Raw genomic sequence first — 13,138 nt, 5'->3', positions numbered from 1 at the left:
GGCGACACCGCGTCACTCAAGAAGGGGATCGACCGCGACCGGACCGCGAGTCCCCATGCCGTCGGATGATGATTCGCACCACGCGTTAGAGTGATCGCCTTTCAAGATATCGCTCACGAACTGCCAGGCAGCGGCTCGATCCGCGCCGGAATTGGATGGTCGGTCATGAAGGCCAAGGCAGAACAGCGGGTCGCTGTGTTCGGCGCCGGCTACATCGGACTGGTGACCGGCGCCTGTCTGGCGGAGCTCGGTCACCGGGTCGTGATCCGGGACATCGCCCCTGAGAGGATCCGGCTCCTGCAGGCCGGTGATCTGCCCATCTACGAGCCGGGGCTGGGCGAAATGATCGCGCGCAACAAGGAGCGTCTGACGTTCACCCTGGACCTTGGTGAGGCGCTGCAGGACGCCGAGGTCGCGTATGTGTGCGTCGACACACCGCCGTCACCCTCCGGCGACGCGGATCTGTCGCGGGTCTGGTCGGTGGTGACCTCGCTGCAGGGCGCGGCGCACCTGCGGGCAGTCGTGGTGAAGTCCACTGTTCCGGTGGGGACGGGCACCAGAGTCCGGGCGGCCTTGGACGCGGCCGGCCTGGGACACGTCGGTTACGTCGCGAACCCGGAATTCACCGCCGAGGGCATGGCTGTCCACGACTTCATGCATCCGGACCGGATCGTTGTCGGCTCCTCGGATGAGGCCGCGGCCCGTCTGGTCGCTGAACTGCACGCCGACGTGGACGGACCCGTCGTCATGATGGACGTACGCTCGGCAGAAATGGTGAAGCTGGCCTCGAACGCACTGCTGGCCACGAAGATCAGCTTCATCAACGAGATCGCCACGTTGTGCGAGAAGACCGGTGCTGACGTGCAGGAGGTGGCCCGCGCCGTCGGTCTGGACCATCGGCTCGGCCCGCACTTCCTGCGTCCCGGGATCGGCTGGGGTGGCTCCTGTTTCCCCAAGGACTCCGAGGCGTTGCGGCAGCTCGCCAACAACACCGGCTATCACCTGCAGTTGCTGTCGGCCGTGATCGAGGTGAACAACCTGCAGAAGCGCCGGGCGATCCAGAAGATCAAAGATGAGCTGGGCACTTTGGTGGGCACGCGGGTGGCGCTGCTCGGGCTGACTTTCAAGCCGGGGACCGATGACATGCGGGAGGCGCCGAGCGCGGTGCTGGCCGCCCGCCTGCTGGCCGAGGGCTCCGAGGTGCACTGTTGGGATCCGATGGCACGCCCTGCCGAAGCCGAGCCGTGGACGTCGACCACCCGGCATGCGAGCCCCGAGTCCGCAATCGAGGGCATGGACGCGGCGATCATCGTCACGGAATGGCCCGATCTCAAGGACGTCGATTGGGCGCGAATGGTGTCGCGGATGCGACGGCCGGTGCTTTTTGATGGTCGGAACATGCTGGATCCGGCAGGAATGCGCTCGGCCGGTTTCACGTATCTCAGCGTCGGCCGACCGTGACCAGGCGTCGGCCCTCGTAGTTCCGAGACCCTGGGCTCTCGGCGGGTACTCCCCCGCCGGCCACCGACTCTTCGCAGCCTGGCCCCGCCCGCGTGCCGAGTTCGGGCACGCCGTGCGGGAGGTTCTCGGCCTGGTTGACGGCGTAAATGCGGTCGAGCGGGGTGAGCGGCGGTGGCGTCGTCGTTGTGAACGTCCGGTCGCGGTTCCTTCGGGGGACGCTTCGCGTTTCTGCGCTTATGTGAGGCTGAGCGGGGCCGGTTCCACGTCGAGTTCCCTCATCGCCTCGGCATAGAGCCGGTAGCGTCTACGGGCCTCACCATGGCGGCGAGCTCCGGTCAGCGTTCGAACCAGGCCCAGGTGGGCGGCCTCGTCGTAGGCGTCCCGTTCGAGCAGCCGGAGCAGGTAGCGAACCGCTCTGTCGGGGTCGTCGGCCGCCTCCGCGAGTGAGGCCAGTTCGCGGAGCAGGGCCTGGTGTACGGCGCGAGCCTCTTCACGCAGAGGCTCCAGCCACTCGGCGTAGGGAGAGTCCTCGCAGACGTCCCCGGTGTAGCGAGCCTCAGCCGCGACAAGGAGGTCCTCGTCTCCGGAGGCGAGCGCCTCGGCGGCGGCGGAGAGGAACTCCTCGACATCGGTACGGAGTCCGACCAGCTGGATGCTGTACCTGTCGGCGCGGACGAACTCCCCGGGGCCGAACTTCCGTTGCGGGTCCAGGACCGAGCGCACCGTGGACAGAGCGACCGAAAGCCGGTTGGAGCAGGACGCGGGCTCCTCCCCCGGCCAAAGGATCTCCATCACCGCTTCCCGGGCGACAATGCGGCCGCGTTGGCACGCCAGCCAGGTCAGCAGGTCGCGTGCCTTTCGGGACTGCCATTCGACAGCGCTGCCGCAGCGGCTGAGCCGTACTCCACCCAGCATGCAGAACCGCACGGCGTCATGGTCGAGGAGCGTGATCGCGCGGAGCAGGCCGGCGCCGGAGCTGTGCGGCCCGCGGAGGCCGACGCGGCGGAGCTCCTGCTCCGCCTCGCCGAGGCCGGAGCCGTTGAGCCGCGCCCGGGCGAACGCGTTACGCGCGATGTTCACCGGGCTGCCGATCTGTGCCCAGATCTCCGCTGCGGACGCCAGCAGGTCCGCTCGCCCGCCAGGGGATTCGGCCACGGTGAAGGCCGACAGTTCCAGGGCTTCCGCCATCTTGGCCCGGTCGCGGCGGCTGACGGCCGCCTCGTGGGCGGACCGGGCGTAGGCGCCGGCTTTGGTCCGGTCGCCGGTCTCTGCCCAGACCCAGCCGGCGGCCAGGAGCGCGTCCACCCGGCTGGAGCCGCCGCCTGCCGCGACCGCGCGTTCGGCCAGTCGTACGGCCAGCGCGGGATCGTCGACCGCGTGGACACAGGCCAGTCCGGCCAGGGCTGTCTGGGTCAGATGAGCGTTCTGGAGTTGTTCGGCATGCTTCAGGGAGTTCTCGAAGCTGATTCGGGCATGCATCAGCTCCCCGCGCTCCAGATAGACCTTGCCGAGCCCCGCCAGCGGGTGGCCGAGCTTGTCGCTGCCCACCCGGCTGAAGATGTCGCGTGCCCGCTGGAAGTCGGCCAGGGCTTCGTCGAGTCTGCCCAGGCCCATGAGCGCCTCGGCGCGGTTGTGCAGGGCGATCGCGGTCTGGACGGGGTCCCCGACCAGGTCCGCTCGCCGTACCGAGAGGTCGGAGTCGGCGATGGCCTCGTCGTAGCGGGCCTCCTCCGCGCGGCTCGCGGCGCGGTTGGCCAGGACGCGGGCGGACAACAACAGGTCTCCTGAGCTCTCCGCGGCGGCGAGGGCGAGGGCGCTGTGCCGTTCGCTGCCGGCCCCGTCGCCGGCGTCGTGGGTGACCATGGCCAGCGCGGTGTGGGCGCAGGCGGCAGCGCGTTCGTCCTGGCAGAGGGTGGCCATCGCCAGGGCTTGTTCGGCCAGCTGGGTCGCCTCCGCGCTTTCGCCGACCAGCCAGCGAGCGCTGGCGGACCAGGCGAGCAACATCGCCCGGTCCGAGGAGCTTGAGGAGGGCAGCGGAAACGCCGAGCCGTCGAAGCCGCCGGCCGGCTCGAACGTCGACAACGCCGCCTTGTAGTCCCCCCGCTGGTAGTAGATCATCCCCATCCGCCAGGCCACCGCGGGGTCAGTGGCATCGACACGGCGCAGGCACTCCAGCGCGCCGGCCCAGTCCCCCTGAACCTGGCGGGCCTGTCCCTCGGCCATGTCCACGGCACACGTCCGCGCCTTCTCCGGTACGGCGACGCAAGCCCGGACGAGCTCAGCCGCGTGCCCCTCGGCCAGCAGCGACGCATGCCACCGTTCGATCATCGCCACCCGATGGCCGGGCTCGTCGCAAACCGCCAGCGCCTCCCGGACGAACCCATGCGACTCATACCAATGGGCCGCCGCCGGCACCCGGCCGACCTCACCCATGAACTCCCGGACCAAGGTCGACACCACATAGCCCTGATCGCAGGGCGTGATCAGGATGTGCTGAGCGGCCAGAGCGCGGAGCTCCTCGCGGGAGACGGCGACCCCCATCGCCTGGCACAGCTCGTCGGTGAACCACGGCAGCCGAGCGGTCGCGCGGAGGAATTCCTCGTGCTCGTCCTTCACCACCTCCTCGACCAGATAGTCGAACAGCGGCGTGGCAGCGATCCGTCTGGCACGGTCCGACAAGGGCAGGCCGCTCAGCCAGCTCAGCGTCAGCCGTACGGCGACCGGCCACCCCTTGGTGAGCTCGTGAACCTCCTCCGCCAGGTCGTCCGACCCCAGAACGATCGAGGAGAGTGAGCGGGTCTCGGCAGGGGTGAAGGCCAGCTGTTCCGCCGACACCTGGAAGACATGGCCCAGGCCGCGCAGGCGCTGGATCGGGAAGGGCACGGCGGAGCGTGAGATCAACACCAGGTGAAGGTCGTCGCCGCCGTGGTGACAGAACTCTTCGAGCAGGCGCGCCCCAGGGGTGCCCGGCTCGATCCGCTCCACCTCGTCGATGACGAGGACGGTCGGCCGGGGGACGGCGGCGGCCAGCTCGGTGGCGAGTCCGGCGGAGCGGATCCACCCGGCCGGCGCGCCCAGGGCCTGGCAGCTCTCTTCGATCAGGGTGGCGTCGTCAGCCCAGGTCAGCCATGCCACCGGATGATCAGGCCGGGCCCGCGTCCAGCCGCGTACGGCCGAGGTCTTACCGCCGCCCGGGCCCGCGGTCACCACGGTGAGCCGGTGTCGCGGGATCTGATCGAAAAGGGCGGTGAGTTGCCCTCGTGGCAGCAGAGGCTCGGTCGCCGTCACAGCGAGAAGTATCTGCCGGGCTGGACTTTAAGGCAACTGAAAGCTCCGTTCCTACCGTCGTGCTCAGTCCCGAACGACGAGGAGAAGATCGTGAGAGTCATTCCAGCCCTGCTCGCGGCGAGCGCCGGCATTCTCCTGCTCAACGCTCCGGCCACCGCCTCGACGAAGGCCATGAGCGAGCCCACAGCGGAAGAACTGAGGGCGGCGCCGATCGCCGAAGAGGCGGACGCCGAGGTCAAGCTCGCGCTGCTCCGCTACGGCAACGGGCTCACCGTGGAGTTCAACGACAGCCGGCCGTCCGGCGACGTGGGCATCGTCCAGACCGCCTTCATCGGCCGCGCCCGTCTGTTCGCCCGCGACAGTGGCGACAGCTTCCTCGAGACGTACCTGAAGATCACCCCGGCCTCGGTCGCGGTCCCGCAGCGGCTGGTGGAGGCCCATGGCACCAAGCCCCTGCCGGCTGAGCTGCAGCGCCGGACGGTCACCAAGGAACTGGTGGAGGTCGACGGCCTCGCCACCCCCGCGGTCCCGACCATGTCCGGCGCGGTCAACTGCAACAAGACCTACTACCCCTGGTACCACTGGCGTGACGTGGGCCACCCCGGCATGCTGCCCAGGGACTCCTACTCCTCCAGCTACGGCGGCAAGTACGTGAACGCCGACAGCTGGCTCATCAACTGTCTTTCGGCCGGCAACCCGCCCCAGATCGCCGCCCACCATCGGCTCTTCTACTTCAACAACGCCCTCAGCAAGTGGGCGGAGCAAAGTGACACCTTGGTGTACCCGGGGCAGGAGCAGCACGTCGAAAAGGGCATCATCAACCGCTACCGCAGGATCATCCAGGACGACACCTGGGGCTCCGACCCCAACTGCCTGTCCTGCACGTACACGCGTGAGGGCCGCTTCCACGACTGAACCCCGCCCCTGTCGATCCACCGCGAACGAGACAGGCCATCGACCGGCAGGCGGGCGGTGGCCTGGGAGGCGATCGCAAGGAGTCCAAGGAGTCGAGGTCAGCGGTTGAAGTCGCGGGCCGTCACGCTCCCCAGCCCGTTGCTCCCGTCCTTCGACAGGTAGACGGTCATCCCTTCGTCGTGGAGGTTGATCCAGCCGCCGCCCTGCCCATAGGGGGCGTCCTTCGCGCGTATGGAGTCGGCGAACACGGAGCCAGGGGTGGCGGTGCCCGCCCCGCCCGTGTACACCTGCAGACCGAACCTGGAGAAGGCGATCCATCCGTCGTCAGTGCTTCGGCCCTGCACCCAGGTGGTGTTGACGCCGTTGAGGTCGGCCTTGTCGGCGAACACGGTGCCCGGGGCGTTGGAGCTGCCTGTGCTCCAGACTTTCACCCCGCCTGGGAGGAGGGTGATGCTTCCGTCGCCCTTGGTCGATCCCTCCAACCGCGGGGTGGTGACGCCATCGACGGCGGTGAGGGTTCCCAGGATGGGATCGCGCACCTGAACGGTCGTGGTGACGGTGTGCCGCCGGGTGCCGAAGCCGGCGACGAGGGTGTAGGTGGTGTCGCGCTTCGGGGCGTCGGCGGCGTCCAGCACCAAGGAGTACGGGCCGTGCGACCCGGTGTGCTCGACCTTGGGAACGGGCTTCCGGCCCCCCGGGAACAAGATCTCGTACGTGAAGTCGTCGGATCCCTCCCAGTTCAGCGTGACCGTTGTTCCGGCGTCCACCACGACGTTGTCCGCGCGGAAGCCGTGCGGCGCCGGTATCTCCTTCGGCGCGGTCTTCACCACCGCCACCGCCGTGTCACTGTTGCGCAGTCCCCCGCTCTTGCTTCTGCCGGCGGCCTCGGTCACCCGCAGCACAGCCAGCCCGGCTTGGGGAGCGACAGCGACGTTCTCCAGCGTCACCACCATGTGGTCACCGGGACCGAAGGTGATCGCGCTGCCCTGATCGCTGACCTGGAAGGCGAAGCTCTGCCCCTGGACGGTCACCGCACGGGTGCGGCCGGTCTTGACGTCGGTGTGCTCGCCTTTGGGCGTGATCGTGGTGAAGTCGTCGGTGAGGTGGCCGGCGCCGGTGCCGACGGGAACCGTCACCTTGATCGTTGCGTACGCCGTCTGCCCGGTGTTCGTGACGAGCAGGTACACCGTCCCCGTGGACTTGGACTGCCGCCCGGCCTCGGACGCCGCCAAGGGTGCCGGGTCCGTGATGAGGGTGTAGGTCAGCATGGTCAAGGTCGCGACTCCTTCTCCTGGCAGAACAGGCGGCGGCACGGAAGAGCACTCCTAGGTGATCCAAACGTCAAGGGCGAGGGCACAACAAGAGCGCCCAAGGGGGCTATAACAGGACGCTTCGGCAATACCCTCAGCACCTTGACATGCGTTAGGTGCACGCTCCGGAACTGTCCGTCATATGCACCGCCTCGCGGGCCAACGCGTCCGGCGGCACCTGACCGCCTGAGGCTGACGTTGTGCCCGACGCTGCCAGGACCGTGCCGATCGACGCCTGGCGCCGTACGCACCCCACTGCGGTGCCCGTCAGCGGCGACGAGGTAGTCCGCCGCCATCGATCCGATCCCACCTCTCGCATCCGGTGGGTCGCGAGGTGGAGGTGGGCGTGGCATGCCCTGGCTCCGTTCGGGCAGGGGGCCTGGGTGAGGCGTCCTCACCCAGAACCTCAGGACGGCCGGCCTCGAACGGAGGCGGAGCGACGGAGGTGCCGAGCATGTGGCTGCCCAGGATGAGTTACGCAGCGATGAGCGCCGTCATGTACGCGGCCATCGGCTTGGGAGGAGCGGTGGTCAAGCCGCATCAGCAACCTGCGTGCACTGCGCCACCGCTTCAAGGGCGTGTGGTGGATGTGGCCCTCGCCGACACTGTGTCAGGCATGATGAGCCCTGGCCCCCATGATTCCGGACCGTACGGAACTCCCGGTCCGGGTGGCATGATGCCCGGCACTCAAGGCCCGTACGGCTCAGGGCCGCACGGCACGCGGATGAGACTGACGGCCACGCCTTCAAGCGTCCCCGCCGGCAAGGTTTCGCTGCGTGCGTACAACGAGGGGACCCTCGCCCACGAGGTCGTTGTGCTGCCGCTCCCGGCGGGGCACGCGCCGGGGCAGCGGGCGACCGGTTCGGACGGGCGCGTCAGCGAGGCGGGCAGCCTCGGCGAGGCGTCTCGTACGTGTGGGGCGGGCGCCGGGAACGGCATAGCTCCCGGATCCACGAGCTGGACCACGTTGACACTGCGGCCGGGCCGATACGAGCTGCTGTGCAACTTCCCGGGCCACTACGCGGCCGGCATGTACGCCGAACTCGACGTCACCGGTTAGGCCATGGGCCTGATCAGGCCGAGGTCCGCGCGAACGGCGGTCCTACGGTAGACACATGCCCATGGACGCATCCACCGCTCAGCATCTCAGCATCATGTCTCCCACATTCGCCGTCGAGCAGCTGCCGCACGACGGGGTGCCCGAGGACGATTGGCTGGTGCTCGTCCGCGCTCCGGAAGGGCTGACCGTGGTCCGTGAGGCCAGAGGTGCGGACGCGGCGGAGCAGTGGATCGGCTTCTACGGAGGTGCCACAGCACACGGCCTGGACATTCCCGGAATGCTGTCCGCGATCGTCAAGCCGCTGGCGGACGCGGCGATCCCGGTATTCGTGGCCTCGACTTTCCATGCCGACCTGGTTCTGGTTCCCGAGCCGAGGAAACAGCAGGCCATCACCGTCCTTGAGGAAGCAGGGCACCAGGTGAAGAGCCAGGACGGCGAAGCCGGGCCACGGCACTAGAGCTGGGCGGTGATCTCCGCGGCCAGTTGCCGGGCGGTGCGGCCGGCGCCGATGAGGGTGGCCGAGGCGGGGCCGGTCCAGTCGCCGTAGCCCAGCAGGTGCAGGCGCGGTTCGGCCAGGGCGCGGGTGCCGTCGGCGGGGATCGCGCCGCCGGGGCCGCGCAGCCGTAGCGGGGACAGGTGAGCCAGGGTGGGACGGAAGCCGGTGCACCACACGATCACGTCGTACGCCGCCGTACTGCCGTCGGCCCATGCCACCCCGTCGGGGGTGATGCGGGAGAACATGGGCTCGGCCTTGAGGGCGCCCCGGTCTCGGGCCTCGCGTACGGGCGCGACGGCGACGATGTCGCCCAGGTCGGCGATGCTCTCGGCGTTCTGTCCGGTCAGGGCGGCCCGGTGGCGGCGGGTGGCCAGGTCGAACAGGGCGCGGCCGTCGATCTCGTCGGGCAGCAGCCGGGGCGGGCGCAGTGTCGCCCAGGTGGTCGGGGCGACCCGGGAGAGCTCGGCGAGGATCTGCGCGGCGGAGTTGCCGCCGCCCACGACCAGCACCCGACGGTCGTGGAAGGGCTCGGGGCCGCGGTAGCCGGCGGTGTGCAGTTGCTCGCCGCGGAAGTCGCGGATGCCGGGGTAGTGCGGCACGTAGGGACGCCACCAGGTGCCCGTGGCGCTGACCACGATCCGGGCGTGCCAGGTGCCGGCGCTGCTGTCCACGGCCAGGTTCGGGCCGGCGCGCCGCACGGCCCGCACGGCGGCGGGGCGGACGATCGGCAGCCCGTAACGCCGCTCGTAGTCGGTGAGGTAGGCGACGACGTGGGCGGCGTCCGGGTAGCCGCCGTCGGCCGGGATCGGCATCATGCGGCCGGGCAGGGAGCTGTACTGCGCGGGCGAGAACAGCCGCAGGGACGGCCAGGCGTGCTGCCAGGCACCACCCGGGGCCTGCCCGGCGTCCAGGATGACGAAGTCGGCGCCTGCCCGCCGCAGGTAGTAGCCGGCCGCCAGCCCGGCCTGCCCGGCGCCGATGACCACGACCTCGGCCAGGCGTGCCGCGTCGGTCATACGGTGAGGAGTTCCACGTCCACCGGGCCGTTGTGCGCCTTGGCGGGGGCGGCGAGCGGTGCGAACAGCGCGCCCAGCTTGTTCACCACCTCGGGGATGATCCGGTAGTAGACCCAGGTGCCGCGGCGTTCACCGTCGATCAGCCCGGCGGTGCGCAGCACCTTCAGGTGGTGGGAGATGGTGGGAGCGGTCAGGTCGAAGACGCCGGTCAGGTCGCACACGCACGCCTCGCCGCCGGGGTGGGAGCCGATCATCGACAGCAGGCGCAGCCGCACCGGGTCGGCCACGGCCTTGAGCAGGGTGGCCAGCTCGGCGGCGTCGGCCTCGCCGAGCGGCTCGCGGGCAATCGGCGCACAGCATTGGGTGGAGGCGGGGGCTGCCATGACGCGACTCCTTAATTCGATGCCGGTCTAAATTATAGGCGGTGGTAGGCGAACGCCACGACCACCGCGCTCGTACCCACCCGTACCGACAGGCCGACGTAGGCGGTGGTGCCGTAGCGCTCGGCCGGCAGGTGAGCCAGCGTGATGGCGCCCACCCCGAAGCCGATCGTCGCCCGCCCGTCCTGGGTGGTCCGCCCGACCCGGCGAGCAGGCGCTCGCCGGGTCGGGGCGGGTCCAGCGGGCCGTGATCGCAGATGAGGCGGCGCGCCTCTCGATGGGCCGCCGTGGGGTCTACCTCGGACCGTCCTTTCCAGGGGCTTCGGACGTGTCAGCCGCAGCAGGACCCGGTGGAGACGGTGGCCAGGGACAGCGGGGCGGAGAGCAGACCGCCGCTGATGCCGCCGGCCAGGCCGACCCGCTGCTCCTGGTCCTCGGCCAGGCCGGAGGAGCACACCCCGGTCTCGGGCAGGTCGAGCTGCACGTCGCGGGCGGCCTCCCAGTCGCCGGCCAGCGCGGCGACGACCGATCGGGCCTGCTCGTATCCGGTGGCGAGCAGGAAGGTCGGGGCGCGGCCGTAGCTCTTGACGCCGATGGCGTAGTAGCCGGGCTCGGGGTGGGCCAGCTCGTCCACGCCGTGCGGGGGGACGGTGCCGCAGGAGTGCCGGTTGGGGTCGATGAGCGGGGCCAGGGCGCGGGTGGAGCCGAGGACGGGGTCGAGGTCGAGGCGTAGTTCGGCGGCGATGGAGTGGTCGGGGCGGTAGCCGGTCGCGCTGACGATCCGGTCCACGGTGATCGTCCGCTCGGCGCCGGAGGGGGTGCGGCTGGTCACTTCGACGCCGTCGCCGGTGGCACGTACCTGGTGGGTGAAGAAGCCGGTCAGGAGCTGGATGCGACCGGAGGTGACGAGGGCGTGCAGGCGGGTGCCGAGCGCGCCGCGGGCCGGGAGGGCGTCGGCGTCGCCGCCCCCGTAGGCGCGGCCGGCGTTGCCTGCGCGGATGGCCCAGGTGATCGGGGTGTCGTCCAGTTGGGCCAGGGCGAGCAGTGTGGTGGCGGCCGAGTGGCCGGCGCCGACGACCAGAACGTGCCGGCCCTCGTAGCGGTGGCGGTCGGTGCCGAGGACGTCAGGCAGGGCGTGGTCGATGGACACCTCGTTCTCGCCATGGGCGGGCAGGCCGGAGGCGCCCAGGGCGTTCGGGGTGGTCCAGGTGCCGGAGGCGTCGATGATCGCGCCTGCCTGCAACTCGCCGCCGTCGGCCAGGCGGATCAGGAAGGGGGCCTGTTCGCGTCCTGCCGTGCGCACCCGGTCGTAGCCGAGGCGGCTGACGGCGGTCACTCGGGCGTCGGTACGCACCCGGTCGCCGAACAGCTCGGCCAGCGGAACGAGATAGTCATCGATGATCTCGGCGCCGGTCGGCAGCCATTCGGGGTCGGGGGCGCTCCAGCCGTCGGCCTCCAGCAGGCGGCGGGCGGCGGCGTCGATGTCGTACTTCCACGGGCTGAACACCCGCACGTGTCCCCACTGCGCGATCGACGCGGCGATCCGCTCGCCGGCCTCCAGGACCAGGAAGTCGATGCCGCGTTCGGCCAGGTGCGCGGCGGCGGCCAGGCCGACGGGGCCCGCGCCGATCACGACCACGGGCAGGTCGTCCCGCCGCCCTGAGGTGGCCTGCCGAGGGGTCGTGACCTGCTCGATCGCGATCGTGGTGGGGCCGCAGCAACTGTCACTCATGACTGTTTCTCCAGGTGGCGAGAGGGCTCAGCGGAAGGACGGAGACGTGACGCAGAGGCGGGCATCGGCGCGCCAGTCGAGGTCGCACACCCGCGAGGTGGCCTTGTCGACGCGTGAAGCCACGCATGACGCAACTCTTTGGATAGAAGTTCATCTAATCAGGAGTCATCATCCGTCACTGCTTAGATGGAAGTCAAATTAGCTGGCGGGCCGCATGGGCGTTCCGGCGGAGCGTCGTCGGGCTGGTCGTCCACCGAGAGCTCGCCCGGCAGCCCGTTCGAGCGCGCTACAAGAGCGTTGCAGCCGAGCCACAAGTGGGCTTCCCTAGCCTCGGGATCATGTTGACGACCCTGGTTGTGACCGCCTCCCTCCTGCTCACCGGCGCACCCGCGCAGAGCGCGGCGACCAAGCCGCTGACCTTCCGCGGCATGACGCTCCAGATCCCCAGTACCTGGAAAGTCGGGAAAGCAGACAGGTGGGGCGTCCACGTCATGACCGGCGGCTGCGACCGGCTCGCCGTCGAGTGCCGTGGGTTCTACCTCGTCGGGCCGGAGGGCATCTCCCTGGCCCGCCACGGCAACCCCTACGACGCCGAGGAGCCGTACCACCCGGGCAACGGCCTCGCGGCCTGCGCCCCCGACAGGCGCTACGTGGAGGACTTCCCCGGCAAGCTCGTCGCCCGCGGTCTCCGCCCGGTCGGCGCGGGACACCAGGCCACCTACCGCGTCTGGCGCGTCGGCTGCACGACGCAGTCGGCCAAGCGGACCGGCGTCTCCTTTGAGGAGCGGATCTGGCACCTGCCCAAGTCGAAGATCCTCATCTTCGACCAGTGGAGCGACAGCCGGCTCGGCACGATTCTCAAGCGGGCGACCTGGAGCTGAGCCCGCCGGTCGCGGCGCTCGCGACCAAGGCGGGACAGAGCAGGTACGAGAACGGCCGTGGCGGCAGTGGTGATCAGCGCCGCGCGATCCCGGCACTCCACGACCTGGAAGGAGTACCGGACTTCCCGCGGGTGGCGCCCGGCACGGTGAAGTGGCGCCCGCGAGCGCCTGCGCCGTGCCGCTCAGGCCGAGTAGGCGCGCTCCTCCTTGTCGGCAAGCCAAAAGAAGACCGGCGGCAGAACGAGTTCGATGACCGCCAGCACGAGCTGGAACCCGTGCGGCCGGCCGGACACGGCGAGCGAGAGCAGCCGGCCCACGCCGCCCAGCAGGAAGACGGCGGCCAGCCACCGCACCACCGTCGCCGGGATCGGGCGCTGCCGCGCCGCCCACACCCATGCCAGCCCGTAGCCGACGAAGGCGGCCCCCATGAACCGGCCCCAGCTGTCGATCGTCGGCCCCGCGGAAGCGGCGCCGGGGATCGCCGCGTTGCCGAGCGCCACGTGGAGCAGGCCGATCAGCACGCAGGCCCACCCCATCAGCTGAGCGAGCGTACGGAGCGCCTTGACCATGATTTCTCCCGCCTTAGTTGACATGTGTCT

At 70.1% G+C, this 13,138-nt stretch carries 12 protein-coding genes; 5 read left to right on the top strand and 7 right to left on the bottom strand.

Annotated features, from left to right (window positions below; translation table 11 throughout):
- Positions 1 to 90: 90 nt before the first annotated feature.
- Positions 91 to 1,461, top strand: a complete 1,371-nt coding sequence (locus ACWCSU_RS35445; protein ID WP_449940899.1) for a UDP-glucose dehydrogenase family protein — start codon at positions 91 to 93, stop codon at positions 1,459 to 1,461.
- Positions 1,462 to 1,695: 234 nt separating this feature from the next.
- Here the strand turns inward: ACWCSU_RS35445 and ACWCSU_RS35440 are convergent, their stop codons facing one another.
- A complete protein-coding gene (locus ACWCSU_RS35440; RefSeq protein ID WP_449940896.1) occupies positions 1,696 to 4,749 on the bottom strand; it encodes a tetratricopeptide repeat protein in 3,054 nt (1,017 codons plus the stop codon).
- A 90-nt stretch (positions 4,750 to 4,839) separates the two neighbouring features.
- Here ACWCSU_RS35440 and ACWCSU_RS35435 point away from each other — a divergent pair, with 90 nt between their 5' ends.
- Entirely contained in the window at positions 4,840 to 5,664 is an 825-nt protein-coding gene (locus tag ACWCSU_RS35435) for a hypothetical protein (RefSeq protein ID WP_449940893.1), read from the top strand.
- A gap of 98 nt (positions 5,665 to 5,762) precedes the next feature.
- Here ACWCSU_RS35435 and ACWCSU_RS35430 read toward each other — a convergent pair whose 3' ends face one another.
- Entirely contained in the window at positions 5,763 to 6,938 is a 1,176-nt protein-coding gene (locus ACWCSU_RS35430; RefSeq protein WP_449940891.1) for a hypothetical protein, read from the bottom strand.
- A 760-nt stretch (positions 6,939 to 7,698) separates the two neighbouring features.
- On the opposite strand from ACWCSU_RS35430, the gene ACWCSU_RS35425 reads away from it, so the two are divergent.
- Together ACWCSU_RS35425 and ACWCSU_RS35420 are read left to right on the top strand one after the other, a co-directional pair.
- Positions 7,699 to 8,034: a sulfocyanin-like copper-binding protein gene (locus ACWCSU_RS35425; protein ID WP_357701506.1), complete on the top strand. Its 336-nt coding sequence runs from the start codon at positions 7,699 to 7,701 to the stop codon at positions 8,032 to 8,034.
- Positions 8,035 to 8,095: 61 nt separating this feature from the next.
- On the top strand, positions 8,096 to 8,491 hold the full coding sequence (locus tag ACWCSU_RS35420; protein ID WP_449940889.1) for an ACT domain-containing protein: 396 nt from the start codon (positions 8,096 to 8,098) through the stop codon (positions 8,489 to 8,491).
- Here the strand turns inward: ACWCSU_RS35420 and ACWCSU_RS35415 are convergent.
- The 4 genes from ACWCSU_RS35415 to ACWCSU_RS35400 all read right to left on the bottom strand — a co-directional run bounded on the left by ACWCSU_RS35415 (position 8,488) and on the right by ACWCSU_RS35400 (position 11,658).
- Complete coding sequence (locus ACWCSU_RS35415) at positions 8,488 to 9,546, bottom strand: ArsO family NAD(P)H-dependent flavin-containing monooxygenase (protein ID WP_449940887.1); 1,059 nt, start codon at positions 9,544 to 9,546, stop codon at positions 8,488 to 8,490. The two genes, ACWCSU_RS35420 and ACWCSU_RS35415, sit on opposite strands and share 4 nt — an antisense overlap.
- The gene (locus tag ACWCSU_RS35410) at positions 9,543 to 9,929 is read right to left on the bottom strand and encodes a metalloregulator ArsR/SmtB family transcription factor (RefSeq protein WP_449940884.1); all 387 of its coding nucleotides are present in this window, start codon (positions 9,927 to 9,929) and stop codon (positions 9,543 to 9,545) included. The genes ACWCSU_RS35415 and ACWCSU_RS35410 overlap by 4 nt, the downstream gene beginning before the upstream one ends.
- 32 nt (positions 9,930 to 9,961) lie before the next feature.
- Positions 9,962 to 10,084, bottom strand: a complete 123-nt coding sequence (locus ACWCSU_RS35405; protein ID WP_449940881.1) for a hypothetical protein — start codon at positions 10,082 to 10,084, stop codon at positions 9,962 to 9,964.
- A gap of 173 nt (positions 10,085 to 10,257) precedes the next feature.
- Positions 10,258 to 11,658: an FAD-dependent oxidoreductase gene (locus ACWCSU_RS35400; RefSeq protein ID WP_449940879.1), complete on the bottom strand. Its 1,401-nt coding sequence runs from the start codon at positions 11,656 to 11,658 to the stop codon at positions 10,258 to 10,260.
- A gap of 338 nt (positions 11,659 to 11,996) precedes the next feature.
- On the opposite strand from ACWCSU_RS35400, the gene ACWCSU_RS35395 reads away from it, so the two are divergent.
- The gene (locus ACWCSU_RS35395; RefSeq protein ID WP_449940877.1) at positions 11,997 to 12,539 is read left to right on the top strand and encodes a hypothetical protein; all 543 of its coding nucleotides are present in this window, start codon (positions 11,997 to 11,999) and stop codon (positions 12,537 to 12,539) included.
- A 182-nt stretch (positions 12,540 to 12,721) separates the two neighbouring features.
- On the opposite strand, the gene ACWCSU_RS35390 is transcribed toward ACWCSU_RS35395, so the two are convergent.
- Positions 12,722 to 13,108, bottom strand: a complete 387-nt coding sequence (locus tag ACWCSU_RS35390; protein WP_397043168.1) for a DUF4345 domain-containing protein — start codon at positions 13,106 to 13,108, stop codon at positions 12,722 to 12,724.
- Positions 13,109 to 13,138 lie beyond the last annotated feature (30 nt).

This window comes from Nonomuraea sp. NPDC001699 (assembly GCF_053596455.1).
The sequence above is the reverse complement of the archived record's forward strand: the minus strand, read 5'-3'. Positions and strand labels throughout refer to the sequence as shown.